At 32.7% G+C, this 15,598-nt stretch carries 13 protein-coding genes; 5 read left to right on the top strand and 8 right to left on the bottom strand.

Going from position 1 to position 15,598, the window contains the following annotated elements; translation table 11 throughout:
- The first annotated feature begins 16 nt into the window (after positions 1-16).
- Complete coding sequence (locus LY01_RS13525; RefSeq protein WP_104516501.1) at positions 17-1,396, top strand: FAD-binding oxidoreductase; 1,380 nt, start codon at positions 17-19, stop codon at positions 1,394-1,396.
- Here LY01_RS13525 and LY01_RS13520 read toward each other — a convergent pair.
- Both LY01_RS13520 and LY01_RS13515 read right to left on the bottom strand, forming a co-directional pair.
- Positions 1,362-2,120, bottom strand: a complete 759-nt coding sequence (locus LY01_RS13520; RefSeq protein ID WP_104516499.1) for a hypothetical protein — start codon at positions 2,118-2,120, stop codon at positions 1,362-1,364. The two genes, LY01_RS13525 and LY01_RS13520, sit on opposite strands and share 35 nt — an antisense overlap.
- Before the next feature lie 290 nt (positions 2,121-2,410).
- Positions 2,411-3,178 carry a 3'-5' exonuclease gene (locus LY01_RS13515; protein WP_104516497.1) on the bottom strand — a complete coding sequence of 256 codons (768 nt, stop codon included), beginning with the start codon at positions 3,176-3,178 and terminating at the stop codon, positions 2,411-2,413.
- 149 nt (positions 3,179-3,327) lie between these two features.
- On the opposite strand from LY01_RS13515, the gene LY01_RS13510 reads away from it, so the two are divergent.
- A complete protein-coding gene (locus LY01_RS13510; protein WP_104516495.1) occupies positions 3,328-3,699 on the top strand; it encodes a hypothetical protein in 372 nt (123 codons plus the stop codon).
- Here the strand turns inward: LY01_RS13510 and LY01_RS13505 are convergent.
- The 6 genes from LY01_RS13505 to LY01_RS13480 form a co-directional block, all read right to left on the bottom strand.
- Complete coding sequence (locus LY01_RS13505; RefSeq protein WP_104516493.1) at positions 3,696-5,000, bottom strand: O-antigen translocase; 1,305 nt, start codon at positions 4,998-5,000, stop codon at positions 3,696-3,698. The genes LY01_RS13510 and LY01_RS13505 overlap by 4 nt on opposite strands.
- Complete coding sequence (locus LY01_RS13500) at positions 5,001-6,110, bottom strand: DegT/DnrJ/EryC1/StrS family aminotransferase (protein WP_245890743.1); 1,110 nt, start codon at positions 6,108-6,110, stop codon at positions 5,001-5,003.
- 34 nt (positions 6,111-6,144) lie between these two features.
- Complete coding sequence (locus tag LY01_RS13495) at positions 6,145-6,444, bottom strand: hypothetical protein (protein WP_104516491.1); 300 nt, start codon at positions 6,442-6,444, stop codon at positions 6,145-6,147.
- A 288-nt stretch (positions 6,445-6,732) separates the two neighbouring features.
- Entirely contained in the window at positions 6,733-7,668 is a 936-nt protein-coding gene (locus tag LY01_RS13490; protein ID WP_146080437.1) for a hypothetical protein, read from the bottom strand.
- Positions 7,669-7,704: 36 nt separating this feature from the next.
- Entirely contained in the window at positions 7,705-8,502 is a 798-nt protein-coding gene (locus LY01_RS13485; protein WP_104516487.1) for a tetratricopeptide repeat protein, read from the bottom strand.
- Entirely contained in the window at positions 8,499-9,062 is a 564-nt protein-coding gene (locus LY01_RS13480) for an RNA polymerase sigma factor (RefSeq protein ID WP_104516485.1), read from the bottom strand. Before LY01_RS13480 ends, LY01_RS13485 begins: the two co-directional genes overlap by 4 nt.
- 105 nt (positions 9,063-9,167) lie before the next feature.
- Between LY01_RS13480 and LY01_RS13475 the strand changes: the two genes are divergently transcribed.
- The 3 genes from LY01_RS13475 (at position 9,168) to LY01_RS13465 (ending at position 15,560) form a co-directional block, all read left to right on the top strand.
- On the top strand, positions 9,168-9,554 hold the full coding sequence (locus LY01_RS13475) for a hypothetical protein (protein ID WP_104516483.1): 387 nt from the start codon (positions 9,168-9,170) through the stop codon (positions 9,552-9,554).
- 35 nt (positions 9,555-9,589) lie between these two features.
- The gene (locus LY01_RS13470) at positions 9,590-12,307 is read left to right on the top strand and encodes a CHAT domain-containing protein (RefSeq protein ID WP_104516481.1); all 2,718 of its coding nucleotides are present in this window, start codon (positions 9,590-9,592) and stop codon (positions 12,305-12,307) included.
- A 226-nt stretch (positions 12,308-12,533) separates the two neighbouring features.
- Positions 12,534-15,560, top strand: a complete 3,027-nt coding sequence (locus LY01_RS13465) for a T9SS type A sorting domain-containing protein (protein WP_104516479.1) — start codon at positions 12,534-12,536, stop codon at positions 15,558-15,560.
- Positions 15,561-15,598 lie beyond the last annotated feature (38 nt).

Raw genomic sequence — 15,598 nt, 5'->3', positions numbered from 1 at the left:
TAATTACTTTTCTCAAATGTCTATTACCTCCTTATTCACTACCATTTTAAAATCAGATCAGATTTTAGGGCCTGATGATCTATCACATCGATATCATCATATATGGCACATGGATCAACCATTAAATGCTCTATGCGTTCTCCTACCAGAAACAACGCAACAAGTAAGTGAGATCATGAAAATTTGCTATGCACAAGAGCTGCCGATAGTCGTTCATGGAGGCCTAACTAATCTAGTAGGTAGTACAGAGACAACAGGCGACGAGGTAGTTATTTCTACAGAAAGATTAAATAAAATTGAGGAAACAGATACAGCAAGCCGAACAATGACTGTACAAGCAGGTGTTATTCTAGAAAATATACATAACGCAGCTACAGAAAAAAGCCTCTTATTCCCTTTAAATTTTGGAGCAAAGGGTAGCGCACAAATAGGTGGCATTATTTCTACTAACGCTGGTGGATTAAGGGTTCTCAAATACGGCATGACTAGACAACTTGTATTAGGCCTCGAGGCAGTAACCGCAGACGGGACTATCATCTCTTCTATGAAAAAGATTATTAAAGACAATAGCGCTTATGATCTAAAACAATTATTTATAGGTAGTGAAGGGACACTAGGTGTTATCACTAGAGCTATACTTAAACTAGAAGAAGCTCCACAAAGCCGTAATGCAGCCTATATCGCATTTGATGAATATGAAGATGTGGTAAAATTTCTTAAATACATGGATAGCCATCTAGCAGGAAAAATGAGCGGCTTTGAACTGATCTGGAAAAACAGTTATCAGCAAATGACAAGTGTAACTGATGCAGTAAAACCACCACTACCTTATGATTATAATTATTATGTATTAGTTGAAGCCTTAGGTAGTGATCAAATAAAAGACCAGGAAGAGTTTCAACAAATTTTAGAAAACGCATTAGAAAATGATCTTATTCTAGATGCCGTAATGGCGCAATCTCCTAGTGATATAGAATGGTTTTTTAGAATTAGAGAAGACGTTAATAATCTAGTAGACTTCATGAAACACGATCAACACTTTGATATAAGTCTACCTATACCATTAATAGGTTCTTATATAAAAGAAAGGTATGAGACGCTTGCATTAATAAATGGCGTTGAGCAGGTATATGCCTTTGGCCATGTGGCAGATGGTAATATACATTTCATGATAGGCAAAGAGAATTTGAGCAATGACCTTAAAAAGAAAATCGACCACTGTATCTATGGTGGTTTAAAGGAAATAGGTGGTTCTGTAAGTGCAGAACATGGTATAGGAACGCACAAAAAAGATTACCTAGAACTATGTAGAACAAAAGAAGAAATATCTTTAATGAGATCACTTAAAACATTAATGGATTCTAAAGACTTATTGAATCCTGGGAAGATTTTTTGAGTATTGCCGCCGCTTTAGCTGCTTCTTTTTGCAAATATGCCATATAAGCATGTCGTACTAAAAAGAACAATGCAAACAAATAAGCTGCTCTATCGATTAGAAAAAACAGTTTGGGCTCAATTTTATAATAAAATGCAAGCATTGCAACAAAATCTGAAAATATTAAACCAAATAAAGCATACATAAAGTAAGCTGTTCTAAAACTCAGACGCGTTGCATTCAAAAACGCAGACAATAGACAAGAAACCAATCCTGTATAACCAGTTATCTTTATTAAATAATAAGCTAGTCTAGTTTCAAATAATTCCCTTATATCTGACACTGTGAATTCTAAAATGTAAATATTAAAAAGAAAAACCAATATAAAAACAATGTAATCTAAGCTAGTAACACGCCTCCATTGTATTTTTCTTAAAGCAGAAATACTTAACGTTAGATAAATAGCGATAGACCACAAAGTATATGTGATTAAACCCAAATAATGCTCATAAAAAACCATGGAAACATCAGAACAGACTAACATGATGAAAATACTATATATAATTCTGTTTTTATAACTTATGTAAAAATGAAAGTACAGTAATGCGGTAATTGAAGATAAGAGTCTAACTAACCTAAATTCAATAAGCTCAAAAAAGAATATGGTTATGATGTTTAAAACAATGAAAATCATTGCTATATAAAGCATCTGTTTATTTTTAGATAGTCTAGCTAATCTATTCATGGACCTCTGTCTAATAAACAAAAATAGTCATAAAGTGATATAAATTACATGAATACAAAGTGCTTATTTACCCTTTAAGATTATTAAGAAACATTCTAAACCTAACGCTGCATTATACCTCTTTTCTATAATAAAATAGTCTTTTTAAAAATTACCGTTTATCCGACTTTGTGTTTTTAGGCGATAAAAAGAATCAACTCTAGCCACATAAACAGCTCAAATAATTAAACAAAAAAAAAAAGGATGTCTCTTATAAAAAACATCCTTTTTTTTGATTTATTAGGATAAATCTACCCATTAAAACCTCTCAGCTTTATAGCCGTAAGAACTTTCTTTGTGTATAGAGGGAAATCTGCATTCTGAATCCAGCTGTAATAACCAGGTTCTTTTTCTAGAACATCAACAATTCTTTTTCCTTTATGTTTCCCGAAGTTAAAACACTCTTCTCCTTGATCATTAAACGCAAGCATCCCAGCAAAATCTACAGGTTTTCTACGTGTAGAGAATTCTGCAAGCGATTTCATATCGTTATCTAATTCTGGATAGCGATCTAACTGTCCTTTAAGAACCTCATAAGTAGCGATGGTATCAGCCTCTGCACTATGTGCGTTAGTAAGATCTTTGTCACAGTAGAATTTATAAGCAGCCACTAGTGTACGTTGTTCCATTTTATGAAAGATGTTTTGCACATCTATCGCATTGCGATTACCCATATCAAAATCCACACCGGCGCGCAGCATCTCTTCAGCAAGAAGTGGTATATCAAATCTATTAGAATTGAAACCAGCAAGGTCAGAGTCTTTGATAATATTATGTACCTCGTGCGCTCTTTCTTTAAAAGTCGGTTCATCTTTAACCATATCATCGCTTACACCGTGTATAGCAGTAGTTTCTGGCGGGATAGGAATAGTAGGATTCACCTTAAAAGTATACGTTTTTTCTTCTCCATTAGGAAAAACCTTATGTATAGAAATCTCAACGATTCTATCTTTAGAAATATTGGTTCCTGTTGTTTCTAGGTCAAAAAAGCAAATAGGTCTGTTGAGTTGTAAATTCATAATAATACTGGATATTTATTTTAAAGGATCCGCTTTCGCGAAAGCGGAACAACCACTATCACTGATACAGAAATTAACTAACTTTACAAATATAAGTTTGTGCAAGGCAGCTAGGCATAAAATTTGAATGCATTTATTAAAATATTATCATGAAACTCATTACTATTCTTTTTTTACTATTATTCATTACACCAGAACAAAATTCTCATAAAGGCATAGATATCACTGTGCGCAATGAGCGTAAAAGTATTGTGTATGTAGCAGAGAATACGACTGGAAAGGATATAGACCTATTCTTCAGGGTAGAGAGTTCTGGTTTTAGACGCAGTGCAGACCGACCTATGATTACCACCATACCAGCAAAAAAGAAAATAGACCTAATAGAATTAATACCTCTTAAAGGTGCTGACACTGTACATTCTTACATGGCAATAGTTACTGAAAAAGATAACAGCATGATGTTTAAAAAATCAGACACAGTGGTTAAACAAATAAGACGCGAGGCATCTAATGGTAATTAAACTACTTTTATTTTACTAAATAGTTCTTTGCGCAGTAAAACTAACAAAACGACTAGATAGAATAAATAATTACCTAAATAGGCTATTACCACACCTTCTTCTTGATAAATAGGTATAAAGTATATTGATAGCAAATAAAAAGATAGAATACTTAAAACCTCAGCAGTTAAGTAACGCCACAAGTCATTAATCGCAACAAATCTGAAAGCGATTACTGTGGTGATTACTCTTATAAAATCTCCTAATAATTGCCATTTAAATAAGGGTTGGGCACCATTAAACTCTTCAGTAAAAAGTATGGAAAGAATTAAATTTCTAGAAAGATAAATAGTCACTAGTCCTGCTATAACTATAGGTAGCATCGTTTTATAAAAATGTACTATCGTTATTCTATAATTCTTAAGGCTGCTATCTTTACTTAGATTAGGTAATACATAAAGACTCACTAGGCTGGTTACAAAAAGCATGTAATAACCAGAAATACGCACTACAGCTTCCCACCACCCTGCAGCTACATCGCTCACTTCTACCCTAACCGTATTACGTACTAGAATATTAACAAAAGGTATAAGCAATGTACTAAATAATGCCATCGCACTATATTTTAATAGTTGCCCACTTGTGCGTTTATCAAAATTTAAAGCTAGCAATTCTTTAAGTGCTATTTGAGCTTTTACCCTAGTAAACCAAAACAAAACTCCTACTAAACATTGTGTAAATGGAACTAACGCAATAGCATAAAGTGCTCCAGTTAAATTATGCTCAAAGCTTAAATAAGCTGATATTAAAAAAACAATTAAGCTAATTATAATATTGAGCGTTATGAATTTCTTATACCATTCATATCCTTGCATTAAGCTAGTTATAAAAATGAAAAGAACATAAAATGGCAACCCTATGGCAAACAATTTAAATACTAGAGAAAAATCTGCATCTACAGCAATGAGTTCTTGATCCAGCCATCTTGCCGAAAAAAATATAACAATAGCAGCAACCATGCTTGTTACAATAGACATGGTCCAACCAGTATTTATAACCTTTTTTAAAACTACTGGATTCTCCTTATGTTCTGCAGTGTTTTTAACGAGTCCATTTTCAAGACCTAAAGAGGCAAAGCTCCATATTCCTTGTGTAAAATTGCGCAAATTACCTAAAACACCCATTCCTGCCGCACCTACATAATTTGCAAGAACCCAAGACATAACGGTACCAGTTCCTATTTTTATAAGTATATAAATAGAATTGAATCCTGCTACTTTAAGAAGTAGGTTTTTATTAAGTTTATCGAGCAGTCTTCTCATTTAATAAGCATTTACTGCTTTTACAATAAATTCTACATCTTCTTTACTCAATAAAGGATGACATGGTAAACTCACCTCGGTACGATGTAATTCTTCGGTAACAGGAAAACTAAGATGATTCAACTCTTTAAATGCCGCTTGTTGATGTGGCGGTATTTCATAATGCACACTTGTTCCTATACCTATATGATCTAAGTAATCCATAAAAACTTTTCTATTAGCAACATATACAGGAAAAACATGTGACACACAGTTGTTCAAAAAATCAGACGGTAATAGTTTTACTTTTACGTTATTGATATGCTGGTAATAATAGGTAGCTATTTCTATTCTTCTGGTATTATCTGCATCCAGCATTGGTAATCTGTTAGATAAGAAAGCCGCTTGCAATGGATCTAATCTAGAATTAACACCTATAATATTATTTACAAATCTACTCTCTCTACCATAATTAGCCACTTTACGACACATGTTTGCTAGTTCAAAATCGTTGGTAGTTATTGCACCTGCATCACCTATTCCACCTAAATTTTTAGTAGGGTAAAAAGAAAAAGCGCTAGCCCTAGCTAGATTTCCAGATCGTTCACCTAATTTATTTGTAGCACCATGAGATTGTGCGGTGTCGCAGTAAATGGGTAAAGAATTATCTTTTGCAAAAGCATACACCTCATCATCTACTAATTTTCCATAAATATCAACAACGATGATCGCATCATACTCTAGAGTTACCTTGCGCAACACATTTGCAGTTAAGGTAAGTTCTTCTACATCTACAGGCACAGGTCGCATACCTGCATGGATAACACTTAAAAACGTAGCTATGTACGTATGTGCTGGTACCAGTATAGAAGCGTTTTGTGGTAAGTTACCTAGAGCAACTTCGGCCTTTAAAATAATAGTTAAAGCATCTAATCCATTCCCAGTTCCTATACAATGACTAGTACCACAATAGACTGAAAACTCTTTTTCAAATCGGTCTACATATTCACCTCCTATAAATCTGCCAGAAGCATGAATTTCTTTAAATGACAAGAGGTCTTCCTGAGCAAACCTATCGTTTAAAGGTTTGAGGTCTAAGTATGGAATGTAAGGTGGAGTCATCTCGGTCATGGATATTTAACGAATATATCAAAACAAAAGTGCTTTAACTAAAAGCATTTACTATGTCTACCAGATTACCCAATAATCCTATGACTAATAAAATGAAGAAAAAAGTATTGATCCCTATACCCACGTACTTTTTCCAATGGTACTTTTCTTTAATACTCAACAAGCTTAAAACAAAACCCATAACCACAGTAACGAAAAACAAGGTCATCAGATAACCTGTAATATCATTAATATTATTTCCTGCAGTTCTAGTCGTATAAGATAGTAAAGTAAAGACTAACAGTAGCACACTAGAAATAATGGCCATGTGAAAAGATCGCTTTGTATTCTTCATTTGTTAATATTCTGTTGCAAACATAACTGCTTTTTTCAATTTTATAGATAACACTACTTAACATTGCTTAACGACACGTTAGCATCTTAAACTTGGTCATTGTATTAAATTTGTACCATCATAAGATAAGAAGTTCTTGTTTAGATTATTGAATTAGCCTTTAATTAATTATAAACACCTCGATATATTATGAAAAAGAAAAATAAGTTAAGTTTGGTTGGTAAACCGCTAGTGAATAAGTGTCTGATAGCACCTTTTTACTAGTGGTTTTTATCATTTATAGAGTTTTTAAAGCTCAATCACCCATCTTTTCCACTCTTCTTCTACACAACCCAATTGCTTCTTAAAACGCAACAATCCCTCATTAATAGCTCCGTCACGTTCATTTACAGGCCCATAATCCATTATAGAAAATCCTTTTTCTTTAAACTCTTTCATCGCTTCCATATAAATAAAGCCCACTGCATCGGTTTTCATACCTTTTAATGAACTAGATGCATATTGCGATTTCACTACTTTATCTTTTATAAAAAATGTAATTCCGGCCAGTAATTCTCCATCTCTCCATGCGTTGTGTTGAATTATTTGTTCAGGAAATCTAGAGTGCAATAATTCTATCTCTTCCACATTATGTACTGGCTTAGATGCATGTCTAGATTCTAGTTGTGGTACAAGTACAAAGTCCCAAAAAGATTTAAAATCACTTCCTTTATGAATTGATAAACCATCAAATTTCCCATTACGGTAACCTATACTCTTTTTAGGAGAAACATTAACCTTTTCCTTTAGGTTCACATATTGATTATGTAAAACACGATTTATCTTAAACCCATAATTTTTTAAAGATTTTGCTATTTCACTATTTATAGTATTGTAGGATAAAGGTGGCTGTTGTAATTCCGCTTTCGCGAAAGCGGACTCTCTAAAATACTCTAACAAAGAACCTACTATATCATAAATAAAAGAGCTTCCTTCTAGATTTAAAATCAAACCACCATAGCTCAAACCTTGATGACTGTAAAATATATGATTATTAACATGGGCTGGAACGCAGCAAAGCAACGTGTTATTTTTATAAATCAGTAGACTATGATCTTCAAAGCGATCATTGTGATAATCCATAAAGTTACGATGGAGTAAAAAAGTACCGTTTATAGAAGATTCAACAAATAGATTCCATTCTATCTGGTTTCGACTAGTATATCTATGAATTTTATAGTTCAATTAAAAAAAATATTTTTACTCTATCAAATGTAGTGACTATTCTAGAGATTCTAATATTTCTGAAGCTTGTTCGAAGTTATACAATTTCTCTTCTTTAATCTTCATGAAAATATTTTGAGCATTTTGTTTTTCTCCTTTTTTCAAATAAAGAAGTCCTTTGTACCAGTATCCTTTTTGTGCATCTAGATAATCACTAGCAATAAGTTGATCAAATACAAGCAACGCATCATTATATTTTTTTAATTCTATGAGAGATACTCCTTTCATTAAATGAAAGGCAGGAAGGTCTACTCCTGGCTTTTCCATTTGTAATTGAATATACGGTAGTGCTTTTTTATATTTCCCTTTAAAGAATAATTGTTGCGCACTATCCACAGACACATCATTAGATACACTTCTTACAACAGAATAAGCAAGTTCTCCTTTATCTAGATAATTAGAGTAAAGCTCTTGAGAACTAGTTGTAGAATTATTAAATGATGAAACTCCTATGAGTACCAAAATTACTGCAGCGGCAGCATAAGCAAATGGCTTCCATACAAATTCATTCTTAAAATCAACCGTTTGATTATTTCTTATCTCCTCAAGAGTTGATTTCAAAATTATGATTTCTGGCGCTTCAAACAGTTTCTGATATTTAGTAACGTTCTCACTATTCAAATTTTGAGCAAAGCTCCATTCTTGATCTCCTAAACTTTTAAAAAGATGTTGTTCTAGGATAAAACGATCATTAAACTCTTGATCGAGTTTTCTTTCTTCAAGAAAAATATTCTCTTGCTCATTTAAAGATTCTCTAAAATACTTTTCTATTAATAAATCATCTTGCGTACTCATAACTCTTTCAAAGCATTAAAACTGGAACTATTTTTAACCAGCTCAATTAATTTTTTTTTGCATTTAAAGACACGCTGCCTTGCTACTGTTTCTGAACTATACCCTAGATCTACAACCATTTGAGAATAAGATATTTTTTTAAAAAATAGCTTAAGAATCGACTTACAGCTATCCGAACTTAAATCCAGAGCTGCTTGAAATAATTCCCATCGTTCCTGTTCTAGTAAAGCGAGTGCATCTTCATTTTTTTCATAGAGTTGTTCCTCTAGTATATCTTTTGTTACCCATCGAGATGATTTATTTAACTCGCGTCTCCATAAATTTTTACAAGCTGTGAATAAAAAAGCATGAAAACTCGATGTTACAGAGAAAGGATTCTTCTTGTACCGTACAGCAATTTGTATCAACGCTTTTTGAAACACATCTTCAGCATCTTGAGGAGCACCTTTGTTTTGGAGAACAAATTTTTTAATCTTAGGCAAGGATTCTAAATAAAGTTCAGAAATAACTTTTGAGTCACTGTTTATGAGGGCTTCTAAATACTTTAAATTATCTGTCATTTATAAAAACATAGATGAATCAAAAAATACTTTAAATTCATGGGTAACAAATGTAACATGCTTTGAACAGTAATTCAAGAACCTATTATTTTAAAACCCAATTTTATGAAAAATTCCTTATTAATCTCATTGTTACTTGTTTTTATTTCTCTGACTACTTTTTCTTGTAGTGTTGATTCATTAGAAGAAGATAGTGTTACCATTAATGAAAAATCCAGTGTCATATCTAGCCCTGTTTTAAGAGCTCCAACAACTACATTATATATAAAATGGGAACGAGATGTGACTGAAAGAGAAAAAAATCAACTGAGAGAACAACTAATACGATCAACTATGCATATACAATTGCATTCTTTTTCTATAGATACTTCACTACGTAATCATGAAAAATGGGAAGTAACTTTTCCATGTTTAGGATGTCGTTCTACAGACCCAATTTTATGGTTAGAAGATGAAACGGTAATTGATGTTGCAAGTACTAATCCTCTTTAATATAATTATATGTAACTTTAGAGAACTAAAGTTACATGTTGAGATTCAAAATACACCATTTACTTTTCTGGCTACTTGCAATAGGCTTCTCTAAGTTTGCAAGTAGTCAGTATTTTCATGACACATTTGATGAGATTAAAGAAAATAAAGGCATCGCATTTCTTCAACCAGAATTAGATAAATTACTATTAACAGCTGATAGTCAAGAAACATATGCTAAAATGGCTCATGATTTCTCTGTTAAACTCTATAGATTAAAAAATTATAAAGCTGCTATAGAATATGCTTTAAAGGAGATAAAATCCTACGAAGACCAGCAGCTAAAAAACATTAGTTATAATAAAGCATTATACCAGTTAGGTTATTTTTACGAGCAGACTTCAGAATTAGAAGTGGCTATTAATTACTATCATAAAGTAATTAGTAGTGAGATCTATTCAATCGATACAATTCAATCTTATGAAAAATCTGGGGATTGTTATTTTAAATTGGGGAGTTATTATCAAGCAGAAACCTATTACCTTAAATCCATCTCTCTATTAGAAAATCACAATAAACCTGGTATTCTAGCTAGGTTACATCTAAGTTTATCAAAGGTATACCACACTTTAAACACTGATAGATCTCGTAAAAAGGAATTAGAATCATTAAGTAATGTTCTAGAAATAAAAGAAAAAAGCGGCCTTAACGAGCGTAGACTTTCTATTTTATATAACAACTTAGCTAACTACTATAACAATTCTAAAACTTACGATTTTGATAATGCACAGTATTATTACAAAGAACTACTTAATAATTCTATTAAAAACAATGACTCCATTGCAATAGGAATAGCTTATGGAAATTTAGGAAATTTGTATGTAAAACAAAAAGAAGATAGTGCACATTACTATCTGAAAAAAAGTTTTAACTATCCACTTCCTGTTGAAACACAGTCTAGAATCTTTAGAAACCTTACCGATTTTGAACTTCAAAAAGGTCAAAAAGATAAAGCTATAGAATATTTAAATAGTGCTATACGTATACATTTTTCTAATAAAGACATAGACTTGAATCATCCCACACTTGTCGATCTTAAAGAAGCTGGTGATCTTATAGAAGTTATTTCATCTCTTTCCAAAAAAGGTGAAATATTGCTTCAAAAACATGAGGTTTCAAAAAATAGTGATCTAGCAATAAGTGCATTTAAAAATCTACAAACGGCTGATTCTTTAATTGATTATATACAATCCTCTAATAGAGAAGAAAACTCCAGATTATACTGGCGTAAAGAAGCATCAAAAGTGTATCACAATGTAGTCTATTGTTCCTATTTACTCGACATTCCAGAACTAGCTTTCTTGTATAGTGAAAAGAACAAAGCCCTTCTCTTAACAGAAAACATTATAGAAAACTCCGCAGGTTTACCTATCTCCATTAAAAACAAGAAAAATTTCTTGAAAAGAAAACTTCTTCAAGATGAACAAAAATTAGACGAATCGTTAGATTCCATTTCCTTAAAATTCTATTCCAACTCTATTCTTAATCAGAAACTTGAATTAAAAAGATATAATGATTCTATCATTAAGGTTTACCCATCCATCTTTGCAAACAACTTTGATAATCAATTAACTAGTTTAAAAGAAGTGCAACAAAACCTTCAAGATGATGAAATAATTATTTCCTATGTGTGGAATCAAGAAGTGGTATTTAAAGATCATCTTATGTGCTTAATTATTACACCTAAAAACACTCAAGTCCTTGAAATCAAGAATGCGAGTTCCTTAAAAGACAATATCACTCTATATCTTCAATCTTTATTAACCTCATTTAAAACTAAAGAACAGAGAAGAAAATTTGAAAAAACCGCACATAATTTATACAACAAACTATTTCCCAGCAAACAGCTACAGAGTCAATTAAAAGGAAAAAAAGTAACTCTTATTACTGACAGTCAATTACAGAATATTCCTTTTGAATCACTCGTAACCGATATTGAAAAAGGCACCTACTTGATAGAACAAAGTCAAATCAATTATGCATATTCCAATTCCTTCTCAAAAAATAACAACGCGTTAAAAAGAGTCCATTCTAAAAATCTTATAACCTTCTCCCCTACAAATTTTGAACAAGTTGGACTTCCTAATCTTTATAATACTAATGAAGAGGTAACTTCTATAAACAAGTATATTGAAGGAGATAATTATATAGATAGTCTAGCCACAAAAGAAACTTTTCTTGAAGAAATAAATAATTATAAAGTCATACACTTAGCTACTCATGCTAGTTCTGGAGAGGATCCTTTTATTGCATTCCATGATCAAAGATTAGAGATTAAAGAGTTGTATGCATTGGAGAACAATGCACAACTTGTATTTTTAAGTGCTTGTGATACCTCAGTTGGAGAACTGATTCAGGGAGAAGGGACTTTAACACTTGCCAGAGGCTTTTTTCATGCTGGATCGCAATCTGTAGTGGCCTCACTTTGGAAAGCCAGCGATAAATCTACCTCTATTATAGTAGAGGATTTTTATAAAAACATCAATGAAGGCAAAGGTATCTCTACCGCCTTACACCTCTCAAAACTTAAATACATTAAGGAACATCGCCTGTCTGATGCGTCACCTTATTACTGGTCTTCATTAATTGTTATGGGAGATGACCATTTAATTACTCTAGAGGATAATCATCTTTATATCTGGATAATTTCAGGGATTCTAGTTCTTGTTTTAGGAATCATTTCCTTGTGGCTTTATAAAAAATCATTTAAATAATTCTATTTTATTATTTCTGTTCCGCTTTCGCGAAAGCTTACTCTCATTACATATTCTTCTTGAAAATGATCTTTTTAAGTTCTTCTGTTTTTTCTTGAAAAATAAAAAATATCATTCTTAGGGTAACAAATCTATATCTCATAGAACAAGATAACGAATGCATTCATGGGCCTTTTTCTGAAAACCCTTTTATAAATAGAGTAGGAACGTAACCAAATTACAAATCATGAAAAAATTATATTCATTAGCACTCTTATTAATAATGAGTTGCTGTGCAGGGTTAAATGCACAAGAATTAAACGACAATGATCGTTATCAACAACAACTAAAAGTTGAGAAAAAAATAGCGGCTTACATTCAAGAAAATTTTGAAACTGCTGTCCCAGAACAACATCTCTATAATTATATAGAACAACTTAGAACTGCAGATGAGCATACTAAAGAAGAACTTAACGCTACTCCTCTTGAAGAACTAATTATTGTTTTTAAAACAGATTATTTAAGAAGTCGTTACTTCAAAGAAAATCCTAATGAAGTAGCTCTTTTTAAAGCGATTATGGCACCATTATGTGTTAACGGAGATTTTGAAAGTGGTGGAACTACTTTTGGAGGATTCGGTTCAACATACTCCGGAGAATCAGCAATGAATTCTGGGATTATAGGTCAAAATCAAACAGAATGCGATATCATTCCAGCAGTCGGTAACGGTCTAAATTTCAATCCTGAAATCTTAGGATTAGATTCAAATACATTTCGTATTATGAATGGAACAGATGTAGATGATGTAATACCAGCTTTAGACCCAACTAATGGAGACAACACAGGTCATTCGGCAAGAATTAATGCTCCAATAGGGCATAATGGTGCTAGTACTGATTGTTCACCAAGTGGTGGGACAAATAAACTGGTTAAATTAATAACCTTACAAGAAGCCGGCAACCAAGAAATACAATTTAATTATGCTTTAGTTTCTGAAACACCTGGTCATGATCCTCGATCGCCAAGTTTCGTAAGCCGTAACCCATTCTTTACTGCTAGAGTATTAGACGCAAATGGTAATGAATTAGATCGTTTTTGTATAGAATCAAACCCTACAAGTAATCCTTTTTTTACTGTTGTAAACAATCCACCATCTGTAGATGGTTGTAATTTTAGTCAAGGAGTTGTTTGGCAGGATTGGACATGCGCAAGTTTGAATGTTAATGGAGCGGTTAATGATGTGTTGACATTAGAAATAATCGTAGCTGATTGTGGTGCAGGTGGACACTTTGGTTATGCTTATGTAGATGACATTTGTACTGATACATGTAGTGGCGGTACTAACACACCAGGGAATATAGAATTAACTCCTATGGATCCTTGTCAAGATCTTCCTTTACAAGTATGTGGAACTTATACATTACCAGAACTGAATGGTAGTACAGGTACTATTAGTAACCCTATTGAATTAGATATACTTCAAGGTGGTGTTTCTGTAGGAACTACACTTACCACTGTTGCCAGTAATGGAACTTTTTGTTTCACTGTAAATGCTGCTGACATGGTTGGGCAATCTGGAGGTTATGACTTCCAAGTAAATGCAGATTTTGGTATTAACGGAGGTACTCAAGCAGATTCAGACGTTCATACTAACCCTGGTCAAGACAACGATTACATTTTTGATAATCCAGACTGCTGTCCTGAAGATGCTACATTCAATGCATTTATAGATACTGGTGGTTTATTAGCTATCTCAAGCTTTACTGATTATAGCGGCTTTAACCCAACACATGAATGGTATGTGCTTTCTAGCCCTAATGCTAGTGGCGGCCCGTATACTCCAGTTTATAGTGTACAGGATAATGGTCCTGCAACGATAAATTTGATTTCAAATGCACAATCTGGATTATATTACACCATTATTCATATTCTTAAATCAAAAGATTGTCCTGATGTGTGTGAAAGTAAAGTGTTGTATTACAATGAATTTACAAGAATAGGTGAAGAAGTTAATCTAAAATCAATTGTAGATTGTTGTCTTGTTTATCAATATTGGGCAAATGGACCTGGAGATACTAGTGAATTATCTGGGGAATTCCAAAAAGCTTTGGATTTTAACAATAATATTACAACCAATGTATTAAATCCATATAGTAATCACCCTGGTATTACTCATAGCTGGGAATTGTATTCTAGCCCAAATCAGAATGGTGGGCCTTATACCTTAGTAGATTCACAAACTGGATTAAACTATTCATATGGTCCGATAACAGATGGTATTTTCTACTTTATATTACATAAAGTGCAAACTGATTGTGGTGAAGTATGTTACGTACAAGATATTTGTTCAAATTGCACAAACTCTAGAGCAGCAGGTATTTCAGGAGAAATAGATTGTGACTTCTTTACAGTAACAACCTCAGATTGTGTTGTAACACCTAAACATGAATACAGTTGTAGATCTAATTCTTTGGATTGGGCTTCAGTACCAGGAGCTTTAGGTTACATTATTGAGATAAACTATAACGATCCTGATTGTTGTATTAGGTCAACAACTTTACCAACTAGTCAACGTTTTGAGGTAGGTCCTTCTACCACAACACTGTCTATCCCTGTAAACAGCACTGGTTGTTTTAGTTACAGGATAGGAACTATATGCGCTGATTCTAAAGAACTTAAATGGACAACAAAAGAATGTGTACAATGTCCTGTAATTCAAGAAGCTTGTGTAGCACCTGTACGTACAAGTTTTGATTGTAATAAAGGAATCATCTCTTGGAGTGGATCATCGTCGTACAACAATTATGTAGTAGAGTACACATACAATGATCCTGACTGCTGTCGTTCCATAATGAGACCAGTAACTCAAACAGTTAATGTAACTGGTACTAGCCTACAAATTAGAATTCCTGTAGGTAGTTACTGTTTAAGCTACAGAATAGGAACTATATGTCCTGATTCTAGAGAACCTAAATGGACAGATAAGGTATGTAAATCTTGTTTAGGTATTTCAACACCTAAATCAACTAGTGTGAGTCCTAACCCTAATGATGGCTTAATGAATCTTAACTTTGAATCTGAATCTGAAAAACTAAAAAAAATAGATATTCATACTATTAATGGAGTTCTAGTTAAGTCTATTCAAATTACTGACTATAAAGGAACTACTTCAAGTTCTCAATGGGATGGCGCCGATATTCTTGAAAAAGGAATTTACTTTGTTAGTTTTCATACGGCACAAGGTAAAACAACTGAGAAAGTGATTATTAAATAGGTTCTTCTATTAATTTAGGGTTTCACTTTCTAAAAGGC

It is taken from the genome of Nonlabens xylanidelens (genome assembly GCF_002934445.1).
Taxonomy (GTDB): domain Bacteria; phylum Bacteroidota; class Bacteroidia; order Flavobacteriales; family Flavobacteriaceae; genus Nonlabens; species Nonlabens xylanidelens.
The sequence above is the reverse complement of the archived record's forward strand: the minus strand, read 5'-3'. Positions and strand labels throughout refer to the sequence as shown.